The sequence below is a fragment of the Paraburkholderia antibiotica genome (assembly GCF_012927125.1).
GTDB lineage: Bacteria > Pseudomonadota > Gammaproteobacteria > Burkholderiales > Burkholderiaceae > Paraburkholderia > Paraburkholderia antibiotica.
In genome coordinates, this window is sequence record NZ_JABBFZ010000005.1 from 268893 (window position 1) to 290032 (window position 21140).

Annotated in this window: 15 protein-coding genes; 6 read left to right on the forward strand and 9 right to left on the reverse strand. The window is 64.6% G+C overall.

Annotated features, from left to right (window positions below):
• Positions 1-32: 32 nt before the first annotated feature.
• From glgB to HHL14_RS12120, 4 genes are all read right to left on the reverse strand, one after another.
• Positions 33-2243, reverse strand: coding sequence for a 1,4-alpha-glucan branching protein GlgB (gene glgB / locus HHL14_RS12105; protein ID WP_169497841.1), 2211 nt, complete (start codon positions 2241-2243; stop codon positions 33-35).
• A complete protein-coding gene (gene treS, locus HHL14_RS12110) occupies positions 2236-5715 on the reverse strand; it encodes a maltose alpha-D-glucosyltransferase (protein ID WP_169497842.1) in 3480 nt (1159 codons plus the stop codon). The genes glgB and treS overlap by 8 nt, the downstream gene beginning before the upstream one ends.
• Positions 5712-9164 (reverse strand): maltotransferase domain-containing protein, encoded by a 3453-nt coding sequence (locus HHL14_RS12115; protein WP_169497843.1) that lies wholly within the window; start codon positions 9162-9164, stop codon positions 5712-5714. The genes treS and HHL14_RS12115 overlap by 4 nt, the downstream gene beginning before the upstream one ends.
• Before the next feature lie 561 nt (positions 9165-9725).
• The gene (locus HHL14_RS12120) at positions 9726-10388 is read right to left on the reverse strand and encodes a DUF1345 domain-containing protein (protein ID WP_169497844.1); all 663 of its coding nucleotides are present in this window, start codon (positions 10386-10388) and stop codon (positions 9726-9728) included.
• Positions 10389-10820: 432 nt separating this feature from the next.
• Between HHL14_RS12120 and HHL14_RS12125 the strand changes: the two genes are divergently transcribed.
• The 4 genes from HHL14_RS12125 to HHL14_RS12140 all read left to right on the forward strand — a co-directional run bounded on the left by HHL14_RS12125 (position 10821) and on the right by HHL14_RS12140 (position 15618).
• Positions 10821-11447 carry a sugar dehydrogenase complex small subunit gene (locus tag HHL14_RS12125; protein WP_169497845.1) on the forward strand — a complete coding sequence of 209 codons (627 nt, stop codon included), beginning with the start codon at positions 10821-10823 and terminating at the stop codon, positions 11445-11447.
• 147 nt (positions 11448-11594) lie between these two features.
• Positions 11595-13196, forward strand: a complete 1602-nt coding sequence (locus tag HHL14_RS12130) for a GMC family oxidoreductase (protein WP_169497846.1) — start codon at positions 11595-11597, stop codon at positions 13194-13196.
• Positions 13197-13216: 20 nt separating this feature from the next.
• Entirely contained in the window at positions 13217-14668 is a 1452-nt protein-coding gene (locus HHL14_RS12135) for a cytochrome c (RefSeq protein WP_169497847.1), read from the forward strand.
• A 209-nt stretch (positions 14669-14877) separates the two neighbouring features.
• Entirely contained in the window at positions 14878-15618 is a 741-nt protein-coding gene (locus HHL14_RS12140; RefSeq protein ID WP_206002287.1) for a metallophosphoesterase, read from the forward strand.
• Between the two features lie 21 nt (positions 15619-15639).
• Here HHL14_RS12140 and HHL14_RS12145 read toward each other — a convergent pair whose 3' ends face one another.
• Both HHL14_RS12145 and HHL14_RS12150 read right to left on the reverse strand, forming a co-directional pair.
• Positions 15640-16341, reverse strand: a complete 702-nt coding sequence (locus HHL14_RS12145; protein ID WP_169497849.1) for an RES family NAD+ phosphorylase — start codon at positions 16339-16341, stop codon at positions 15640-15642.
• The gene (locus HHL14_RS12150; RefSeq protein WP_407945282.1) at positions 16338-16700 is read right to left on the reverse strand and encodes an MbcA/ParS/Xre antitoxin family protein; all 363 of its coding nucleotides are present in this window, start codon (positions 16698-16700) and stop codon (positions 16338-16340) included. The genes HHL14_RS12145 and HHL14_RS12150 overlap by 4 nt, the downstream gene beginning before the upstream one ends.
• A 188-nt stretch (positions 16701-16888) precedes the next feature.
• Here HHL14_RS12150 and HHL14_RS12155 point away from each other — a divergent pair, with 188 nt between their 5' ends.
• On the forward strand, positions 16889-17587 hold the full coding sequence (locus HHL14_RS12155) for a hypothetical protein (RefSeq protein WP_169497851.1): 699 nt from the start codon (positions 16889-16891) through the stop codon (positions 17585-17587).
• Between the two features lie 44 nt (positions 17588-17631).
• Here the strand turns inward: HHL14_RS12155 and HHL14_RS12160 are convergent, their stop codons facing one another.
• Entirely contained in the window at positions 17632-18483 is an 852-nt protein-coding gene (locus tag HHL14_RS12160; RefSeq protein WP_169497852.1) for a LysR family transcriptional regulator, read from the reverse strand.
• A gap of 98 nt (positions 18484-18581) precedes the next feature.
• Between HHL14_RS12160 and HHL14_RS12165 the strand changes: the two genes are divergently transcribed.
• A complete protein-coding gene (locus HHL14_RS12165; RefSeq protein WP_169497853.1) occupies positions 18582-18965 on the forward strand; it encodes a tautomerase family protein in 384 nt (127 codons plus the stop codon).
• A 279-nt stretch (positions 18966-19244) separates the two neighbouring features.
• Here HHL14_RS12165 and HHL14_RS12170 read toward each other — a convergent pair whose 3' ends face one another.
• Both HHL14_RS12170 and HHL14_RS12175 read right to left on the reverse strand, forming a co-directional pair.
• Positions 19245-19859 (reverse strand): hypothetical protein, encoded by a 615-nt coding sequence (locus HHL14_RS12170; protein WP_169497854.1) that lies wholly within the window; start codon positions 19857-19859, stop codon positions 19245-19247.
• Entirely contained in the window at positions 19856-21013 is a 1158-nt protein-coding gene (locus HHL14_RS12175) for an AAA family ATPase (RefSeq protein ID WP_169497855.1), read from the reverse strand. Before HHL14_RS12175 ends, HHL14_RS12170 begins: the two co-directional genes overlap by 4 nt.
• Positions 21014-21140 lie beyond the last annotated feature (127 nt).

Genomic DNA, 21140 nt, shown 5'->3' on the forward strand with positions numbered 1-21140 from the left:
GTGCGCCGCGCGCCCGCGTCGAGGCAGGTTCGTCAATCCGCGCGCAGGACGATCGTCGCGAGCGGCGGCAACGTCAGCGCGGCGGAGTGCGGGCGGCCGTGGCTCGAGATGTGGTCGGTATGAATCACGCCGCCATTTCCCATGTTCGAACCGCCGTACACGCCCGCATCGGTATTCAGCACTTCCGCCCAACGTCCGCCGCATGGCAGGCCGAGCCGATAGCCGAGCCGCGGCACCGGCGTCATGTTGCAGACGACGACGAACTCGTGGCCCGCGCCGTCGGTGCGTCGATACGCGAACACGCTGTTGCCGCTGTCGTCGCCGATCAGCCATTCGAAGCCACCCGGTTCGCTGTCGAGCTCGTGAAGCGCGGTTTCGTTAAGGTACAACTGGTTCAGGTCGCGCACCAGCAACTGCACGCCGTGATGATGCGCATCGTCGAGCAGATGCCAGTGCGGCGAGCCGTCATGGTCGAATTCCGCCATCTGACCGAATTCGCCGCCCATGAACAGCAGCTTCTTGCCCGGGTGGGTCCACATGAAACCGAAGTACGCGCGCAGATTCGCGAAGCGCTGCCAGCGGTCGCCCGGCATCTTGCCGAGCAGCGAGCCCTTGCCATGTACCACTTCATCGTGCGAGAGCGGCAGCACGAAACGTTCGGAGTACGCATAGACCATCCCGAACGTCAGGTTGTGGTGATGGTACTGCCGGTACACCGGGTCTTCGTGCATGTAGTGCAGCGTGTCGTGCATCCAGCCCATGTTCCACTTGAAGTCGAAGCCGAGTCCGCCGCTCTCGACGGGTGCGGTCACGCCCGGCCACGCGGTCGACTCTTCCGCGATCGTGATCGCGCCGGGCGCGCCCGGCACGTAGCGGACCTCGTGGTTCAGGCGCTTCAGGAACGCGATCGATTCGAGATTCTCACGCCCGCCGTAGATGTTCGGCACCCACTCGCCGGCCGCGCGCGAGTAGTCGCGATACAGCATCGACGCGACCGCATCCACGCGCAGGCCGTCGACGTGATAGCGCTTCAGCCACGCGAGCCCCGACGCGATCAGGAACGCGCTGACCTCGTTGCGGCCGAGGTTGTAGATCATCGTGTTCCAGTCCTGATGATAGCCTTCGCGTGGATCGGCATGCTCGTAGAGCGGCGTGCCGTCGAAGTCGATCAGGCCGTGCGCGTCGTTCGGAAAGTGCGCGGGCACCCAGTCGAGAATCACGCCGAGCCCCGCCTCGTGCGCGCGATCGACGAAGCGCGCGAACTGCTCGGGCTTGCCGAAGCGCGCGGACGGCGCGAACTGCCCGAGCGGCTGATAGCCCCACGAGCCACCGAACGGATGCTCGGCGATCGGCAGAAATTCGACGTGCGTGAAGCCCATGCTCTTCGCGTACGGAATCAGCCGCTCGGCGAGTTCGTCCCAGTCGAGGCCGCGATTGCCCTGCTCGGCGATGCGCAGCCACGATTCCGCATGCACTTCGTAAATCGCGATCGGCGCGCGCGCGGTTTGCCGCTCCGCGCGCGTTTGCAGCCAGTCGTGATCGGTCCACGGAAACTGCTCGACCTCGTCGACGTGCGCGACCACCGACGCGGTGCCCGGCGGCAGTTCCGTCTGCATCGCGCAGGGGTCGGCCTTCAGCGGCAGCGGGTGGCCGTCGCGCGACAGCAGCTCGTACTTGTAGCGCGTGCCCGCGCCGACGCGCGGCACGAACAGCTCCCACACGCCGGCCTGATGACGCAGCCGCATCGGATGACGGCGGCCGTCCCACGCGTTGAAGTCGCCGACCACCGACACGCGCCGCGCATTCGGCGCCCACACCGCGAAGCGCACGCCCGGCACGCCGTCGATCTCGACCGGCCGCGCGCCGAGGCATTCGAGCACTGCATACGGATCGCCGCGCGCGAGCCGCTCCAGCGGTTCGTCGCCGAGCACCGGGCCGAACGAATAGGTGTCCTCCACTTCCTGCACCACGCCATGCCAGTCGATCCGCAGCCGATACGGCAGCGCCGCCGATACGCGGCCCGCGAACAGACCGGGGCGCAGTTGTTCGAGTTCGCCGAGCGTCGCGCCGTCGGCACGCGAAATCACGCTGACCTGCGCGGCATTCGGCAACAGCGCGCGCACGATCGGCCCGGCATCGGTGTGATGCAGGCCGAGCTGCGAAAACGGATCGGGATGACGCGCTTCGGCGAGCGCGTCGATATCGACGGGTTGCAGGCCGGCGGCCGGATCGTGCTCACTCATAGTCGCCCTCGGCCGGGTTAGGCGGTGTGGCGCCGCCAGGCGCCTGGGTTGACTGATCTTCCGACGGCGCGCCCGCCGACGGCGTGCCGGTGTCGCCGAGCAGCCGGCTCGCGAGCGCCGCGAGGCCGCGCACCGGCAGGCCGAGCCACGTCGGCCGGTTGGCGGCTTCGTAGCGGATCTCGTAGGCGGCCTTCTCGATCAGGAACAGATCGAGCAGCGCCTCTTCGGCCTCGGGCGCGACGAGCGGGGTCGGCGCTTCGGCGACCGCTGCGCGGTATTCGGCGAGGAACGCGGTGGTCGCCTGCGCGCGGAACCGCTCGAACAGCGCGCGCTTGCGGTCGGCGGTCTGCTGCGGCGCGTTTTCGGTGGTCGATTGCGCAGCCGCGCTTGCATAGGATAACGAACGCATCAGACCCGCGACGTCGCGCAACGGACTCGACTTCTGCCGACGCTCTTTGAGCGAGCGCGCGGGCTCGCCCTCGAAGTCGATCAGATACGCGTCGCCGTGCGCGACCAGCACCTGGCCGAGATGGAAATCGCCATGGATACGGATGCGCAATGCGTCCACGTTGGTCGCCACGAGTTGCTCGACCGCCTCGACCAGCAGCTTGCGGCGATCGAGCAGGCTTTGCGCGAGCGCCTTCGTGTCCGGATCGCTCATCTCCGCGATGCGCGGGCCGAGCAGGTCGAGCGCGGCGGCGAGCATCGACTGCGTGCCGTCGACCCACGCCTTGACCTGGCCGGCGTTGGCCGGTTCCGGCGCGAACGCCGGGTCGTCGGTCGGCGTGGCGAGCGCGACGTGCAACTCGCCGAGCCGTCTGCCGATAATACCCGCGAGTTCGCCATAGCCATCGAGCAGAATCGATTCGTTGGTGCGGTCGGGCACGTTCTGCGTTTCGGTATCGATCGCGATCGCGAGTTCGTCGACCGAGCGGCGCAGATAATCGAGCGACCAGTTCCACGCGTCGCCCTGATTGTCGATGAAGCCCTGCAGGATCGCGAGCGTATGCGGCACGCCCTCGGGATCGACGCGCACCACTTCGCCGAACAGCGGCGCGGTGTTCGCATAGCCGAGTTGGGTCAGATAGCGGCTGATTTCCGCTTCCGGATGAATGCCGCTGACGAGCCGCCGCACCAGCTTCAGTACCGCCGCATCGGCGACGATCAGCGAGCTGTTGCTCTGCTCGGCCGCGAGCCAGCGAATTTCCGGGCGGTCGCCGAGCTCGTCGAGTTCCGCGAAGCGCTCGGTCGGAATGAAGCGGATCTCGCTCTTCTGCACGGTCGGTACCACCGCGCGTTCGCGCAGCTTGCGCAGCACGTTGTGCGCGAAGATCGGCAGCGCGAACGCGTCGGTCAGATGGCCGACGTTGCGACCGCGCCGCACCCGCGCGAGCGCCAGTTGCATGAAGAGCGGCGTGGTGGTTTCGCCGCCCCAGGTGATCGCGATCGGCACCACGTAGCGCTCGGTGTGATGGCCGACGTCCACTTCGATTTCGGTAAACGCGAAGCCGCCGTTCGGGATCGTGGTCAGCGCGGCGAGCCGCACCGCGTGCATCTTCTGATCCTTCGACGCGAACCAGCGGCGCCGGCTCAGCCACGACGGCAGCACTTCCGATTCGAGCAGCCGCACGTTGTCCGGCGTCGGCCCGGTCTGGCCTTCGCGAATCACGATCGTCACGAACTCGGGCAGCGGCACCGAATGCGCCTGCGCCCACGTCGGCCGCTGACCGCCTTCGCACAGCATGAACCACAGGAAGCCGTACGGCGGGAACGTCAGCAGATAGGTCAACTGGCCGATCGCGGGGAACACCGAATCGGCGGTCAATTCGATCGGCACGAAGCCGTTGAATTCGGACAGATCGAGTTCGACGGCCTGCGGCGCGCGCGACAGATTCGCGACGCACAGGATCGGCGCCTCGCCCGGCATCTCGCGCAGATACGCGAGGATCTTGCGGTTCTCCGGTTTCAGGAAGCGGATCGTGCCGCGCCCGAAGGTCTGCTTCGCGCGCCGCGTCGACAGCATGCGACGGGTCCAGTTCAGCAGCGAATGCGGGTCGCGGCTTTGCGCCTCGACGTTGACCGCGTCGAAGCCGTACAGCGAACCCATCACCGGCGGCAGCACCAGTTGCTCGGGATCGGCGCGCGAGAAGCCGCCGTTGCGATCCGACGACCATTGCATCGGCGTGCGCACGCCGTCGCGGTCGCCGAGGTGGATATTGTCGCCCATCCCGAGTTCGTCGCCGTAGTAGATCACCGGCGTGCCCGGCATCGACAGCAGCAGCGAATTGATCAGCTCGATGCGGCGGCGGTCGCGCTCCATCAGCGGCGCGAGACGGCGGCGAATGCCGAGGTTCAGCCGCGCGCGCCGGTCGCTCGCATAGGTGTTCCACAGATAGTCGCGCTCGGAATCGGTGACCATCTCGAGCGTCAGTTCGTCGTGATTGCGCAGGAAGATCGCCCACTGGTTCGACTCGGCGAGGTCCGGCGTCTGCTTCATGATGTCGGTGATCGGGAAGCGGTCCTCGCTCGCGATCGACATATAGATGCGCGGCATCAGCGGGAAGTGAAATGCCATATGGCATTCGTCTTCGTCGCCGAAGTACTCCTTCACGTCTTCCGGCCACTGGTTGGCTTCGGCGAGCAGCATCCGGTTCGGATATTCGGCGTCGATGGTCGCGCGGATCTTCTTCAGGATCGCGTGCGTCTCCGGCAGGTTCTCGTTATTGGTGCCTTCGCGTTCGACCAGATACGGCACCGCGTCGAGCCGCAGCCCGTCGATACCCATATCGAGCCAGAAGCGCATTACCTGCAGCACCTCCTTCATCACCGCCGGGTTGTCGAAATTGAGGTCGGGCTGGTGCGAATAGAAACGGTGCCAGAAGTACGCGCCCGCGACCGGATCGTGAGTCCAGTTCGACGGCTCCGAATCGATAAAGATGATCCGCGTTTCCTGGTACTTCTGATCGGTGTCGGACCACACGTAGTAGTTGCGATAGTTCGAGCCGGGCTTCGCGCGCCGCGCGCGCTGGAACCACGGGTGCTGATCCGAAGTATGGTTGATGACGAGTTCGGTGATCACGCGGATGCCGCGCGCGTGCGCTTCCTGGATGAAGCGCCGCACGTCGGCAAGCTGGCCGTAGTCGGGATGCACGTTGCGGTAATCGGCGATGTCGTAGCCGTCGTCGCGGCGCGGCGACGGATAGAACGGCAGCAGCCAGATCGCGTTGACGCCGAGTTCGGCGATGTAGTCGAGCTTTGCGATCAGGCCGGGGAAATCGCCGACGCCGTCGTTGTTCGCGTCGAAGAACGACTTGATGTGCACCTGGTAGATGATCGCGTCCTTGTACCAGAGCGGGTCGTCGCTCAGCACCGCGGGCTTGCCGCGCCGGCGTGCGTGAGCCTTGGCCGCGCTGCCGCTGGCGGTGGCCGTTTGCGCGTCGTGCGCGGTTTGAGCTGGATCGTCACGCTTCATGTTCCACCCTCCATCCAGGTTGGGTTGCCAGCGTCTGCGTGATGAGCGCTGTCGGGATCGCTGCCGGTCTCTTCCGGACGTTCGGCGGGCAGTCCGCCGAGCGGCGCGATGCGCCAGATCGAAAACGGCTGGCCCGAGCCGAGTCGCACGTGCTGCCAGCGTCCGTGCCATTCGAAGCGCGCGCCGGTCATCTGGTCGGTCACTTCGAGCGCGCCGTGATCGTGCAGATGCCAGCGTTGGAACGTGTCCCACGACAGCTCGATATCGGCGCCCTGTTCGTTGTACGAATCGAGATTGATCGCGACGACGATCACGTTCTCGCGCGCTTCGGTCGCTTTCTCGAACAGCAGGATGTGGTCGTTGTGCGCGGCGAGGAAGGTGAGGCCGAGATGCGTTTGCAGCGCCGGATTGGCGCGGCGGATGCGATTCAACGCGGTGATCTCGCCGACGATGTTGCCGGGTCGATGCCAGTCCCACGCGCGCAACTGATACTTTTCGGAATCCAGATATTCTTCGCTGTTCGGCAACGCCGCGGCTTCGCATAACTCGAAGCCGCTATACACGCCCCACAGGCCGGCGAGCGTCGCCGCGAGCGCCGCGCGAATCAGAAAGCCCGTGCGTCCCTGCGCTTGCAGATGGCGCGGGTTGATGTCCGGCGTGTTGACGAAGAAGTTCGGTCGATAGAAATCGCGCGCGCCGGTCTGCGTGAGTTCGGTCATGTACTCGATGAAATCGCGCTTCGATTCGCGCCACGTGAAGTACGTGTACGACTGCGAGAAGCCGATCTTGCCGAGCCGGTTCATCATGCGCGGCCGCGTGAACGCTTCGGCGAGGAAGATCACGTCGGGATGGCGCGCGCGCACGTCGCCGATCACCCACTCCCAGAACGGCAGCGGCTTGGTGTGCGGATTGTCGATGCGGAAGATGCGCACGCCCGCGTCGATCCAGAACAGGAACACGTCGCGCAGCGCGAGCCACAGGTCGGGCTTCGCATCGTGCGCATAGAAGTCGGGATTGACGATGTCCTGATACTTCTTCGGCGGATTCTCCGCGTAGCGCAGCGTGCCGTCGGGGCGCCACGCGAACCACGTCGGATGCTCCTTCAACCATGGATGGTCCGGCGAGCACTGCACCGCGAAGTCGAGCGCGATTTCGAGGCCATGCGCGTGGGCGGCGGCGAGCATCGCCTTGAAGTCGTCGAGCGTGCCGAGTTGCGGATGCACGGCGGTGTGACCGCCTTCGGCCCCGCCGATCGCATACGGACTGCCCACGTCGCCGGGCTGTGCGGTCAGCGTGTTGTTGCGGCCCTTGCGATTCGCGACGCCGATCGGATGGATCGGCGGGAAGTACAGCACGTCGAAGCCCATGTCGCGAATGCGCGGCAGCTTGGTGGTCACGTCGGCGAAGGTGCCGTGGCGCGTTTCGTCGTCGCTCATCGAGCGCGGGAAGATCTCGTACCAGCTCGCGAAGCCGGCGGCCGTGCGTTCCGCGTCGATCTTGTAGATCACCGGATCGCGGCTCAGGAACGGCCGATGGCGCGCGGCGGTCATCGCCTGCTTTGTGGCCGGCGCGAGGAGCAGCGCGAGCTTGTGCTGCGCGTCGGCCTTCGTGAAGTCGCGCACGATCTGTTCGAGCGGCGCCTTCGCGGCGCCTTCGGTCGTCTCGACTTCGGCGAGCACGAGCGCGAACAGGTGCGCGGCTTCGTCGAGTTCGAGCTCGACGGTTTGGCCGGCCTTCAGCTTCTTCTCGACGTGTTCGACCAGCGACGCGAAGTCGTCGCGCCACGCGACCACAGTGAATTCGTAGCGGCCGATCCGTTCGAGCGGAATGCGCGCGTGCCACAGGTCGAGCCCGGCGGGCGGCGCGGGCGACATCGGCGCTTCGTGCCACGCGGTTTCGTCGGCGGCGCGCCAGAGCACGGCGGCGGCGATCTTGTCGTGACCTTCGGCGAAGATCGCGGCGCTGATGTCCGCGCGTTCGCCGACCCGGCGCTTGGCCGCGAAGCGCCCATGCTCGACCGACGGCGACACGCTTTCGATCGCGACGCGCGGCGCGTCGATCGCATCGAGCACGGTCTTGTGGCCGCTGCGTTTGCTGTTCGCCTTGTCGAGCGGCGGCGCGAGACGGATCGGCGCCTCGGCGCTCGCGCACAGCAGCCGCACCGCGCCGGGCGCGAGCGCGAACGGCGCGAGTGCCGCGGGCTCGACGTGGCCGCGTGGATCGAGCGGCGCGAAGCGCGTGAAGCTGCCCGGCACGCCGACGAGAAAGCGCTCGGGATCGACGCGCACCGGCGCGCCGAGTTCGGGATTGACCACGATCAGGACTGCTTCGCTTGCGTCGCGCAGATCGGCGCTGTCGGCGCGCAGCAGGACCGCTGCCGGTGCGCCGGGCCCGGACAGCGGGCGTAATTCACCGTTTGCGTGCAGCGTCGGCGTGTTGCGCGCGAACTCGTTGGCCTGGGTGACGGCGCCGCTCAGATCGAAGCGCCGGGATTGCACAGCGCGCGCGAACTGCGCGGCGTCGCCGCGAGTTTGCGACAGCGGTTCGGCGATGCCGTATTCGAAGCCCATCGGCATCATCCAGCCGCTGCCGAGCGCCACCGACGTGAACAGCGCGCGCCGATACGCACGCTCGACGATCGCCGCATCGTGCACGTCGCTCAGTTCGGCGGCGAGGCGTGTGTCGTATGGCGCTTCGGGAAACGCGATCGGCGCGCCGACGCGCGCGAGCGCCGCGTGCTCCTCGGCCATCCAGCTCGAACGGAAGTCCCACCAGCGTGCCGACGAAAACACGCTGTCGAAGCCGGCCGCTTCGAGACCCGGCAGGTCGTCGCGCGCGAGGCCCGGCGTTGCCGCGAGAAAACGCACATCGGGATGCCGCGCGCGCATCTCGTCGCGCAAATGCCGCCATACCGCGGCCGGCACCCGATGCGGCGAATCGAAACGGAAGCCGCCGACGCCGGCCTCGGCAAGCGCGAGCAACTGGCGCGTCCACCATACGGTCAGCGCCGCGCTCGTCGCCGGATCGTCGAAATTTGCGTAGGCAACGTTGTCCTCGCGATGCACGTGGCGCGGATCGAGCCGTGCAAGCTCGGACTCGCGCGGATGGAACCAGTCGGGATGCTCGGCGTACAAGCTGCCGTCGGCGGCCATCCGGTCGATCACCAGATCGACCAGTAGCGTCAGACGATTGCGGCGCGCGGCATCGGCGAGCATGCGCAGCGCGTCGTGCGCGGGCTGCTTCGCCTCGAACACCGGATGCAGCCGCGCATGACTGCCGACCACCTGGCCGTGACCGGCCTGACCGGGCTCGAACAGCCCGCCGATCAACGCATGATCGAAGCCGAGCCCCGCCGCGTGCGCGAACTGCGCGGGCCAGGCATCAAGCGGTCCAACGAGAAGAGAATGAAAAAAGTAAATCCGCGGCGCGTACCCGTTTGGAGGTTCCATCGGTCGTTTCCAGAGTTGTCCTGCTGCGGTGTGGATGCAGTTGGCATGCGATCACAGCGCTCATGGGGCTTGCCGAGCCGGATACCGCGCGATGCGTCTGCGAAGGCGCGTACAGGTCAGAGTAGTGCATAGATCGGCACATCGCTGGCCCGTCGCGGCTACCTCGACGCCGCACGCCGGCCGCACGAGGCGGATCGACACTCGTGGGAAAGCAGCAAACGTTGTGCCAATCAGGCTGACAGGGGAACGGCGCGGCGGCGGTGAAACGGCGATGGGCGTGCGTCGACGCAATGTGCGCAAGCGAACGTTGCGCGATGAAGCATGCACGCCATACGCGCGAGGCGTCCGGTCGGCATGTAAAACGGGGCGGCGCCGGGGCGGGTTTTACACGGCGCGCGCGAGCGTGGCGGCGCGCGCGGTGCAACGCGCATCACGGCCGCTTATCAGAGGGCTTGGGGAGCGACTCGATGGTGTTCGCGTGAAACTCGCGTGGCACTCGCATGACACGTCGTGCGGATGACATGAATTTCATCCGGCGTTCATGTTCGCGTCCCGCTACGGTCACGAACCCAGCAGCCCCGCTGCGATGTTCACGCACAAGCCGAGTACCGCGACGTTGAAGTAGAACGACAGGATCGATTGCGCGAGCGTGGCGCGGCGAATCGGGCGCGAGCGCAGCACGACGTCGGACGTCTGCGAGGCGACCGCGATCGTGAACGAGTAGTACAGGAAGTCCCAGTAATTCGGCTGCAGCTTGTGATCGGGAAAGAGCAGCGCGGTCTCGTGCGCGTCGGTGTCGTGGTAGAGCCGCGCGTAATGCAGCGTAAAGATCGTCGGGATCAGAAACCATGCGCCGATCAGCGTGAGGCCGGTCAGCAGATAGTGCCATGCGATCGACGCGCCTCCCGCGCCTTTCGCCGACGCGAGTTCGAGCACGATCGCGGCGACGCTCGCGATCGTCGCGACGCAGATCACGAACAGCACGACGCCCGCGTTTTCGTCGTCGCGGATTGCGTATTCGCGCACGCTGTGTTCGTCGGCGAAGGCCATATGTACCCAGATCATCAGCAGGTAACTCCAGATGGCCGCGTCCCAGCCGATCAGCGCACGCGCCATCGGACTCGTGTGGCCGGGCATGACGAGCGCGACGGCGATGCCGATCAAGAGACCGATGACCGTGCGCGGGCGATTGCGAAGTACTTGCGGATAGTATTTGATGGACATGAGCGTGGTGTGGACTGTGGTCCGTGCCGCGGATTTTACTGCGCGTTTTCCAGACCGCCTCGCGCAGGCCGCGGTTTTTATGACCATTTGTCGAATCGATGGATGACAGGCTATAGTCTTTCGCAGCGGCCTTGCAGGCCGCTTTCAATCGAAAGGCGATTGCATGGCGACAGGCCGGCCTTCAGTGCGTGAGGCCGTCACGCGAGCGGCGCGACAGGTGCCGTGAGCGGCAACGCAGGCGCAGCGTGCCATGCAGCCATCGCCGTCATGCATGCCACATCGCGCATGCGGCGCGCGTGAACCACGCGCGCGGATGAGACCGCTGAAGCGGCGTCGGACCAGGTTTGGGGAAGGGCAGGCGAAGCGGCCCGCGAGCGGCATCATGCCGTCGCCGTGCCGCTCGTTCGGAACGACTCACCATCTGGAGCCTCCATGACAGATGTTCCCGAGAATAACGATGCGCACCGCGACGTGCCGCATCACCTGGGATCGAAGTCCTATCGCGGCATGATGTCTCTCGCCGGTTCACCGGTATCGTTTTCCGCTTCGCGCAGAGCGTGGGTACTCGGCTCATGCGCGGTCGCCGCGACACTCGCATTCGTTGGCGCGGGACGCTCGCCGTCGTGGCTCGGCTCCGCGTTTGCCGCCGATGCGCCGGCCGCCGGCGGACTCGATGCGTTCCTCGCGCTGTCGCAACATCTCACCGGCCGCAGCAGTTTCGACACCGTGCTCGGCAAGCGCGCCTATGCCGCGCTGTCGCACGCCGACAGCCAGTTCGCGCAGAACGTCGCCGCGCTCAACACATGGCTGCAGGCGCACGGCGGCGTGCCGTCCGATACCGTCACGCAGGCGTTGCAAGGCGAGCAGCCCGCGCTCGCGAAGACGGTCGGCGCGATCATGCGCGCGTGGTATCTCGGCCTTGTCGGCGAGCTGCCGCACGTCGAGGTGATCGCGTATGAAAAGGCGCTGATGTTCTCGCCCGTCGCCGACGTGCTCACGATTCCATCCTATTGCCGCGACGTGCCGTTCTACTGGACGCGGAAGCCGGCGTCGGCGTGAACGGCGCGCTCGCGCGTGCCGTGCCGACCACACCGATCACATAGACACGCGACGACGACAACGAACCCACAAGACTGGCCGCGAGCCGGACACGCAGCGGGAAGTGCGCGAAGAAGGGCGCGAAGAAGGGCGCAGAAGAGGGCACCAATGGCAAACACAAATTCCGCCGATATCGTCGTAGTCGGCTCGGGCGTCGCCGGCAGTCTGGTCGCGCATCAACTGGCGCTGGCGGGGGCGTCGGTGATTCTGCTCGAAGCCGGACCGCGCATTCCGCGCTGGCAGATCGTCGAGAATTTTCGCAATTCGCCGGCTAGATCCGACTTCGCGACGCCGTATCCGTCGACTTCGTATGCACCGCATCCCGAGTACTCACCGCCGAACAACTACCTGATCCAGAAGGGCGATTATCCGTACAACTCACAATATGTGCGGCTCGTCGGCGGCACCACGTGGCATTGGGCAGCGGCTGCATGGCGGCTGCTGCCGTCGGATTTCCAGTTGCACAAGCTGTATGGCGTGGGCCGCGACTGGCCGTATCCGTACGAGACGCTCGAGCCCTGGTATGTCGCCGCCGAAGTGCAGCTCGGCGTGTCCGGTCCCGATAGCTCGATCGATCTCGGCTCGCCGCGCTCGAAGCCGTATCCGATGCAGCAGTTGCCGTTGTCGTACATGGACCAGCGTTTCAGCGACGTGCTCAACGCGCAGGGCTTCAAGGTCGTGCCCGAACCGGTCGCGCGCAACAGCCGTCCGTACGATGCGCGGCCCACCTGCTGCGGCAACAACAACTGCATGCCGATCTGCCCGATCGCCGCGATGTACAACGGCGTGATCCATGCGGAGAAGGCCGAGCAGGCCGGTGCGAAGCTGATCCCCGAAGCGGTGGTCTATCGGATCGAAGCGGACAACAAAGGGCTGATTACCGCGGTCCACTACAAGGACCCGAACGGCAACAGCACGCGCGTGTCGGGCAAGCTGTTCGTGCTCGCGGCGAACGGCATCGAAACGCCGAAGCTGATGCTGATGTCGGGCTCCGATAAATTTCCGCACGGCATCGGCAACAGTTCCGATCAGGTCGGCCGCAACCTGATGGATCATCCGGGCACTGGCGTGACCTTTCTTGCGAACGAGCCGTTGTGGCCCGGCCGCGGTCCGATGGAGATGACCTCGATCGTCAACTTCCGCGATGGCGCGTTCCGCTCCGAGTACGCGTCGAAGAAGCTGCATCTGTCGAACGGCGTGGCGACGATGGGCGTGACCGCCGACCTGCTGAAAAAAGGCCTGACCGGCGCCGAGCTCGACCGGCAGATTCGCGACCGCGCGGCGCGCACGCTGCTTATCAACAGCTTTCACGAGCATTTGCCGGAGCCGCAGAATCGCGTGGTGCCGTCGGCGGATCACAAGGACGCGCTCGGCATTGCGCAACCGGAGATCTACTACTCGATCAACGACTACGTGAAGAAAAGCGCCGCCAACACGCACGAACTGTACGCGCGGATCGCCACGCTATTCGGCGGCACCGAGGTCACGTTCGACGACACGTTCGCGCCGAACAATCACATCATGGGCACGACGATCATGGGCAGCGATGCGGCGAGTTCGGTCGTCGATGCGGACTGCCGCACGCACGATCATTCGAATCTGTTCGTCGCGAGCAGCAGCGTGATGCCGAGCGCCGCGTCGGTGAATTGCACGCTGACGATCGCCGCGTTGTCGCTGAAGCTGGCCGACAAGCTGAAGCGCGAAATCTGAGCCTCGAGCGGAGAGCCACAATGTTGAATAACCCCTCTCGCGCGCAGCCGGCAGCGGTATCGATGCATGCGCCGCGTCGTCGCCTCGGTGGTGCCGCCGCGCTGGCGGCGGCGTTTTCGCTGTTCTCGCTGGTCGTCGTGTGGCACGAGCTGCACGGCCCGAGCGCGCACGCCGCCGACGAACCGATCGCCCAGGCGCACGCCGACGATGCGGACCAAACGCCCGACGACGTGGCCACGCTCACGGCTCCCGGCGTGAATGGTGCAAACGGCGCGAATGGTGCGAATGGCGAGCTGATCCGGCGCGGCGAATATCTGGCCCGTGCCGCCGATTGCGCGGCCTGCCACACGGCGGACAAAGCGCGCCCGTTCGCGGGCGGTCTGCCGATCAGCACGCCGTTCGGCACGATCGTGACGCCGAACATCACGCCCGATCCCGACACTGGCATCGGCCGCTGGAGCGACGCCGATTTCCTGCGCGCGATGCACGAAGGCATCGGCAAGAGCGGCGAGCGGCTCTATCCGGCGTTCCCGTACACCGCGTACACGCGCGTGACCGAGCAGGACGTGCTGGCGATTCGCGCGTATCTGAACACGCTCACGCCGATTCACTACACGCCGCCCGCGAATAGCCTCAAGTTTCCGTTCAACCAGCGCTGGCTGATGGTGTTCTGGAATCTGTTCAACTTCACCGAGGGGCGCTTCGTGCCGGACCCGAAGCAGAGTGCCGAATGGAATCGCGGCGCGTATCTGGTCGAAGGCCTCGCGCATTGTGAGGAGTGCCATACGCCGCGCAATTTCATGCAAGGGCTGCAATCGGGCGCGCGCTTCTCCGGCGCGGTGCAGGCCGGCTGGCACGCGTTCAACATCACGCCGGACAAGCTGAGCGGCGTCGGCGAATGGAGCGACGACGAACTGATCGCGTATCTGTCGACCGGCGCGGCGCCGGGTCGCGCGAACGCGGCCGGGCCGATGGGCGAGGTGGTCGCGAACAGCACGCAGCATCTGACGCCGGTCGATCTGCGCTCGATCGTCGTGTATCTGCGCTCGCTGCCGCCCGTGAGCGGCGGCGACACGCGCGGGCGTCATCAATGGGGCACGCCTGCCGACGATGTCACCGCTTTGCGCGGCACCGCGATTACCGGTGTGAACGGCGCGCAACTGTTCGTCGCCAATTGCGCGAGCTGTCATAGCTGGACCGGGCAGGGCGTCGGCGCGAGCGCGCCGGGCGCGTATCCGTCGCTGATCCATAACTCGACGGTCGGCGCGACCGACGCGAACAATCTCGCGCTGGTGATCCTGCACGGCGTGAACCGCGCGACCGCGCACGCCGACGTGATGATGCCCGCGTTCGGCGGCCATCTCGACGACGAGCAGATCGCGGCGATCACCAACTACGTGACGAGGCAGTTCGGCAATCCGCAGGCGACGATGTCCGCGGGGCAGGTGGCGAAGCTGCGGACGTTGCAGTAGCCGTGGTGCGTCATCGCCTACGCGATCGCGAATGGGGAGCGAGCGACGGCCGTCCCGCAGGATTGACTGACAATTCGCGTATTTGTCGGTAATACGTACCTCGAATGTGCGGTTTTTGCGTGGTTTTATGTCGTTTTTGCGAATTCATGCGTGTTGCTACGAGAGGCAGCGCGCATACGGATTGGCGTGGGTCGCATTATTATGCAGAGATGGATTCCGCACTCGTCACCCGCCCGGTTCAGCATCATGCCGCCAACGAAGCCGGCCGCGATTTCGTGGTCGGCGACCTGCATGGCTGCGTCGATGCGCTGCGCTACCTGCTGTGTCAGATCGCATTCGATCCGACGCGCGACCGGCTGTTTTCGGTCGGTGATCTGGTCGATCGCGGGGAGCAATCGGAGGAGGCGCTCGCGCTGCTCGCGAAGCCGTGGTTCTTTGCGGTGCTCGGCAATCACGAAGACACGCTGTGCGCGGTCGCCGACGGCCGCTTGCGACGCCAGTGGTGGTACGGCATCGGCGGCTCGTGGGCGGCGGGCTTGCCCGACGAACGGCTGCGCCACTACGCGGAACATCTGCGTACGCTGCCGCTCGTGCGTGTGGTCGGCAGCGGCAAGGAGCGCTTCAATATTCTGCATGCCGAATTTTTCGGCTCGGACGCCGAACTCGACGCCGGCAATTATTCGGCCGAAACGCGCCAGCAATTGCTATGGGGCCGCGAGCTCGCGCTGGGCAACGGCGATCCGTTGCGGCAGCGCGGATTGTCGCTGACTTACTGCGGCCATACGCCGGTGCGCGACATCACGCAGATCGGCTCGCAGGTGTTCATCGATACCGGCGCGTTCGGGCCCGGCGGCTCGTTGACGATCGTGCAGCCGCAGGCGCTGCGGCGCTGGTCGATCTCGGTCGAGGCAGCACGCGCGGAAGGGGCCGCGGCGCTGGCGTTGCCTTGAGGCTGCCGGCCTGTCCTTTCTTTAGCCGACCTGATTGAGCTCGAACACGATATCGACGCTCGAACCGTTCCAGTTGTATTCCAGATACGCCGCGTGATGACAGGCGCGCAGCAGCGTCGTGCGGAAGGCGGCGAGGCATTCGCCGGCGGCGTCGCGCACCGACGGATAGACGATGCCCGGCGCGCCGGCCTCCCGCACCGCGCGTCCGAGCGCCTGGCCGGCGAGGTAGTCGTGCGGCGACAGCACGGCGGGATCGAGCGCGGAGTCGTGCCGCAGATCGACCACGCTGCCTTGCGCGACCACGGTGTACAGACGCATCTGCTGCCGCATCGGCGGCTCGGCGGTCGCTTCGAGAAACTTGCCCGTGTGATAGCGCGTTTCGGCGATCGCGGTTTCGCGCGAACGCGCGCAATAGAACACGCCGTACGTGCCGTCCGAAAAGCGGCTGCCGAGCGGATTCAGATGCGTGAGCGCGGCCATGATCGGCCCATAGCCGGGGCCAAAGCGGCGCTCCTCGCGCGGCACCAGATCGAGTTCGCCGATCTCGGTGCGCAGACGGTCGTTGGTCATCGCTTCGAGCGCGTACAGCGCGTCGAAATCTTCCGGCGAGGCGACCCGGTCGAACAGGTTGACGGCCGGAAAGCGCGTCGGAATCACGCGATACGCGGGCGACCAGTCGAGCGCGGCGCTGGTCCAGCGGTCCTGCCATTGCGGTTGTGTCACGCCCAGCCGCCTCGCATCGCGTCGAGATACTGGCGCACGGCGACCAGGTCGCTGATGTTGCCCGCCAGCATGCGGTCCAGCGCGCGACGGCCGCCGAACGGCGGCGCGCTGTTGGGGCGTTTGATCCACGCATCGGCGGCGCTTGGCTGCGGCAGCAGAATCTGCAGCGCCTTGTAGATGCCGAGCAGCAGCGATAGCCGCTCCAGCGTGTCGCGGCCGAGGCGCGCGGTTTGGGGCGACGCCTTCCATTTGAAGAAGGTCGAGCGACCCGGCGAGCCGAGCAGCACGATCTGCTCGTCGGCGTTCAGGTCCCAGTCGCGCGCAATGTTGAAGAACGCGCGCAGGCCCGCTGCGGACATTTCCGGGAGCGTCGGCTCCGAAGGCGAGCGTCGCGGCGGCGCTTCGGGCGTGGTGAGTCGGGCGGCGTGTGCCATAAACGGGTGAGTCCTTATGCATACTTTATTTCGATATTAGTCCAGAAATAGATTTTTGCAAGAGAATATAATCCCGGCTGCATTTTGCAGTCGTCGATCAGGAGAAGCAGGAGATGCGGGTTCGAGCAGTAGCAGCGGCGCTGGCCGTGTGGTGTGTATCGGAGGCGGCCTTGGCTGCGGGTTATACGGAAGTGTGGAATCCGCCCGAGTCGACCGGGCATGTCGCGAGCGGGCATATCGCGAAGGCGGCGCCGGCCCGGCCGGCGACGTCGTCGGCGAAAGCGGGCAGCCGCGCCGGCAACAAGGCCGGGGCCGGTGCGCAGATGAAGCAGATGGCCGGTGCTTCTCGCCATGGCGCTTCGCATGCGGTGCCGGGTGGCGCGCAGCATGGCGCCAGGCTCGCGGCGCATGGCGGCGGCGCGAAAAAGGTCGCGGCGGGCGAGGTGGTGAAGGGCGGTAAGAAGGGCAGCGCCAAGGTGGCGGCCGCAGGCAGGAAACCCCGCGCGCACGCCGCCGTGACCGCGCAGGCCACGAAGCCGCATCCGCAAGCGCATGTGCAACTGGCTCACGCGAAGCCGGGTCAGGGCAAGGTGATGAGCGCGAACTTCGCGACGGGTCGTGCCGCCCGTCCGCACGTGCTCAGGGTCGCGGCGAAGCCGGCGGTTTCTCACGCCGCCCGCGCCAATCCGATCAAGCCGGCGGTGCAGACCGCGCCGGCCACGTCCGCCGACGTCAACAACATCGTACCGATGGGCTCCGTGCCCAATCCGGCCACGGCCAGCAGCGGGTCGCTGCCGCCGATCATCCACTGAGATCCACTCAGTCCGCGCTACGCGGTGGCGTGACCGTCATTGCGTCACGCCGCCGCGAGCCCGTTCGCGAGCAGCCGCAACGTCTCCGCCGAACGTGGTTCGCGCACGCGCGAATGCAGCGTGACGCGCGATTCCGGCAGCGCCGGCAAGCCGAGCCGCGCGCCGACATCGATCAGACCGCGCGGCGCGACCCGTCGCGCGAGCGGCGACACGGCGAGGCCCGCTGCCACCGCCGCGCCGACCGCCGCGACCCCGCCGCCGACAAACACTTCCTGCCACGCAATCCCCGCCGCCGTCAGTGTGCGCAGCGCGACGTCGCGCACGTTGCAGGGCGGACTCAGCAGCGCGAGCGCCAGCGGCTCGCCGACGCGCGGCAGCCAGCTCGGCGTGGCGAGCCAGCCGAGCGGCTCGCTGAATAGCGCCTGTGCGTCGTCGCGCGGTGGCTCATCGGGGCCGTAGCGGACGATCGCCGCATCGAGCCGGCGTTCGTCGAATTGCGCGAGCAGCGTCGCCGACGAGCCCATGTGCAGCTCGATCACGAGCCCCGGATCGTGCGCGTTGAGACGGGCGAGCAGGTGCGGCAGATCGGGGCCGGCGACGTGTTCGCTGAGCCCGAGCGTGAGCTTCCGTCGCTCGACCGACAGCGCGCCGAGCGCGCGCTCGTGCGCATTCAGCAGCTCGCGGGCGGCGCCGAGAAACGCGTTGCCGTCGGCGGACAGACGCACGACGCGTGGCGTGCGCTCCAGCAACTGCTTGCCCAGATGGGCTTCGAGCCGCTTCAGCTTGAGGCTGACGGCCGATTGCGTGGTGTCGAGCGCGTCGGCGGCGCGCGTGAAGCTGCGCAGATCGGCGACCAGCACGAAGGCCCGGACCGCATCGAGATCGAGGACTTTCATTTCAGATGAAAATGAATGAAATAGGCAGGGATGTCTGTTTATTATGACTGAGGCCGCCTAAGCTGTGTTTAACCCAACACAGCAAGAAGGAGCCCATCATGCCGCTCACCCGAATCTCCCTGCGCGCCGGCAAGCCGGCCGATTATCGCGAGGCGCTGACCGTCGGTATCCAGCGTTCGCTGGTGGACACGTTCAACGTGCCGCACGACGACATGTTCATGCTGATCACCGAGCACACGGCCGACAACATGATCTACGACCGGCAGTACCAGAACATCCGCCGCGGCGACGACTTCGTCGTGATCCAGCTGACCGTGAGCAACACGCGCACGGTCGAGCAGAAGAAGGCGCTGTACAGACGGATCGTCGATGAACTTGGAAAGTCGCCGGGCGTGCGGCCGGAGGATGTGTTTATCAACCTTGTTGAGGTTGATAAGGAGAACTGGTCGTTTGGGAATGGGGTGGCGCAGTATGCGGGATAAACGTGAGGGGGCGTTGTGTCTTCGCTGCCTTGCTCTTTCGGATTGGCGTAGAGCGAACAAGGTGGTCAGTACAGGTGCTCCAGAGCGATCGACTATCCCGTTGTCCGCAATGTCCCCTAAACAACTTGGAACGAAAGGAACGCGCATAGCCAATAACCGTCTTTTCCATTTGACTGAGCACCATCTAGGTATGCCATTCAGCTTTGAATTCGCCTCGTGATCACATACACCTGACGGTGCAGCCATTCGAAAATTGTATGGAGCAGTTATTCATGCAATTCACTTTTCTGCAACATCCTGTAGTAGTGCAGCGACTCTTGGAATTGCTCGCGCCAAGCTTGGTGCTCGATCCATAGCTCGACTGATGCTCCAGTGATTTCTTACAAAATCCGTCATGTGAATGTTGTAACCTAGGCCCACTGGTGATGTGGCTCCTTTCCCGGGCAGCATTTCTTCTCGCAATTCCCGCCGCTTGCTCTTCTTGACAAGCGCTAGCAGTATTTGCTTGGGGTCGAGCTCCGCTTCTGGTCGCGCTGGAAGCAAATCCTTACTAATAACTGCAAATTTGGAAAATCCGACGTGGTCTGCAAGGACCCATGCCTCTGCCTCCTTTACAGCTAGTCGCATCGAAAGCCTGTGGCTGACATTCGGTGGGAGCCATAAATTACGCTGCGTCACTACACATGGCGCTTGATCCGCGTCAGCAATCATTAATACCGGCATGACACTTTTTGCGACATTGTTCATCGCCGGAATTTTTCTCCTAAACGGGTCCGCTCCTCCAGCAACGATTCTCTGCTGAATATTTGTGGCAATGTCGCTATGTGCAATCAGAGCTTCCGCTATTGCACAGCATAATTCGTCCTCACCTACAACGAAAACGGTCCCCGTCATGCGAACAACCCAAGCTGATCAATTCCTTGCGGATGTGTTTTGGGTAATAAAACGTCGGCGGGAGACAGTCCTGATGACATCAGTTGGAGTTCGGTCTCGTCAGCCACCCGAGCGACGGTGCCGTCGCTCGCTGGTTCGAGCAAAAGAATTGCTCTACCGTCAAGTGGATTGCGCAACAGCGCCTCACTGTGTGTAGTGATAATCACCTGACGACCGAAGGCCTTTTGTTTTCGTAGTACACGATCAATCATCAACGGAATGTGAGCCACGATTGCGTCATTTAGAGAAAGCTCAGGCTCTTCCAATAACAGCAGCGAATTGCTTTCCTGTAGCATCCAAAGAAGCCCAAGTAGTCGCAACGTGCCATCAGAGAATTGATCCTCGCGTTGCCACGCTCCGTGAGTACGCCAATGTTGATATGACGCCATCAAGTGCGGCAGACCAGTGACTTTGTCTTGTTCAAATTTGAGTTGATTGAATTGCGGTACGGCTTTTTCCAGAGACTGCTGTATCCGTCTCAATCGCGCATCCCGAGTTTTTTGTGATGTCTTCGCAATACGTTGCAGCAAACCTTGCCCAAATGGATCGCCCTCAACAATGCGTGCTCCAATTTCGCCATGCTTGAGTAATTGTGGCACTAGGTGAAGATAGGTGGTTTCACGGAAAAAATCAGCAACTTCCCGGAAGGCTGTATTTGAATTGATTTGCTCAATAGCCGTTTGGGTAAGTCGTAACGTGTCTCCCTTATCTTTATTGTCTGGGCGATCAAGAACGGCAGTCGTCCGTCCTCCTCGCTTTACAATTTCTCGAGTGACGAGGACGCGGTGCAGGCCTTTTCCCTCGGGTCTGAACGCGAGAGTGTATTCCCAGAGAGGATCTGAATCGGCATCTTCGGAAATAGCTACATATATTTCAACTTCATTGTCTGTCCGCGCCTGCAGGCATCGCAACTTCGTCAGACCGCCTCGGTCCTCAATCGCTTTTTGCAGTCCGCCACCCGCAGGCTTGCAGATATCACGAAGAAAACGAAAGACATCGAGCAAATTTGATTTTCCGGAGGCATTGGCGCCAATTACATAAGTACGACTTCTCAACGGCACGTCAAGATTCTTGAAATTGCGCCAGTTTTTTAATTTTAGTCGGGTAATCAGCATATACGGGTAGGTCGATGGTTTCTGCAAAGCCAAAACGGCAGATAGTCCTGCGTACTTGGCGGGGACGAGTTTCTACGGCAAGTATAGCGCTGACGCTGAGGAACTCACGAAAGCCTTGTCATTTTTC

Bases quoted from the DNA above. Each gene is read 5' to 3' on its own strand.
- HHL14_RS12150 (WP_407945282.1), bottom strand. From the start codon at position 16,700: ATGTCCGCAGCGGGCCTGCGCGCGTTCTTCAACATTGCGCGCGACTGG.
- HHL14_RS12155 (WP_169497851.1), top strand. From the start codon at position 16,889: ATGCGGGTTCGAGCAGTAGCAGCGGCGCTGGCCGTGTGGTGTGTATCG.
- HHL14_RS12170 (WP_169497854.1), bottom strand. From the start codon at position 19,859: ATGACGGGGACCGTTTTCGTTGTAGGTGAGGACGAATTATGCTGTGCA.
- treS (WP_169497842.1), bottom strand. From the start codon at position 5,715: ATGAAGCGTGACGATCCAGCTCAAACCGCGCACGACGCGCAAACGGCC.
- glgB (WP_169497841.1), bottom strand. From the start codon at position 2,243: ATGAGTGAGCACGATCCGGCCGCCGGCCTGCAACCCGTCGATATCGAC.
- HHL14_RS12130 (WP_169497846.1), top strand. From the start codon at position 11,595: ATGGCAAACACAAATTCCGCCGATATCGTCGTAGTCGGCTCGGGCGTC.
- HHL14_RS12135 (WP_169497847.1), top strand. From the start codon at position 13,217: ATGTTGAATAACCCCTCTCGCGCGCAGCCGGCAGCGGTATCGATGCAT.
- HHL14_RS12165 (WP_169497853.1), top strand. From the start codon at position 18,582: ATGCCGCTCACCCGAATCTCCCTGCGCGCCGGCAAGCCGGCCGATTAT.
- HHL14_RS12115 (WP_169497843.1), bottom strand. From the start codon at position 9,164: ATGGAACCTCCAAACGGGTACGCGCCGCGGATTTACTTTTTTCATTCT.
- HHL14_RS12175 (WP_169497855.1), bottom strand. From the start codon at position 21,013: ATGCTGATTACCCGACTAAAATTAAAAAACTGGCGCAATTTCAAGAAT.
- HHL14_RS12160 (WP_169497852.1), bottom strand. From the start codon at position 18,483: ATGAAAGTCCTCGATCTCGATGCGGTCCGGGCCTTCGTGCTGGTCGCC.
- HHL14_RS12120 (WP_169497844.1), bottom strand. From the start codon at position 10,388: ATGTCCATCAAATACTATCCGCAAGTACTTCGCAATCGCCCGCGCACG.
- HHL14_RS12140 (WP_206002287.1), top strand. From the start codon at position 14,878: ATGGATTCCGCACTCGTCACCCGCCCGGTTCAGCATCATGCCGCCAAC.
- HHL14_RS12125 (WP_169497845.1), top strand. From the start codon at position 10,821: ATGACAGATGTTCCCGAGAATAACGATGCGCACCGCGACGTGCCGCAT.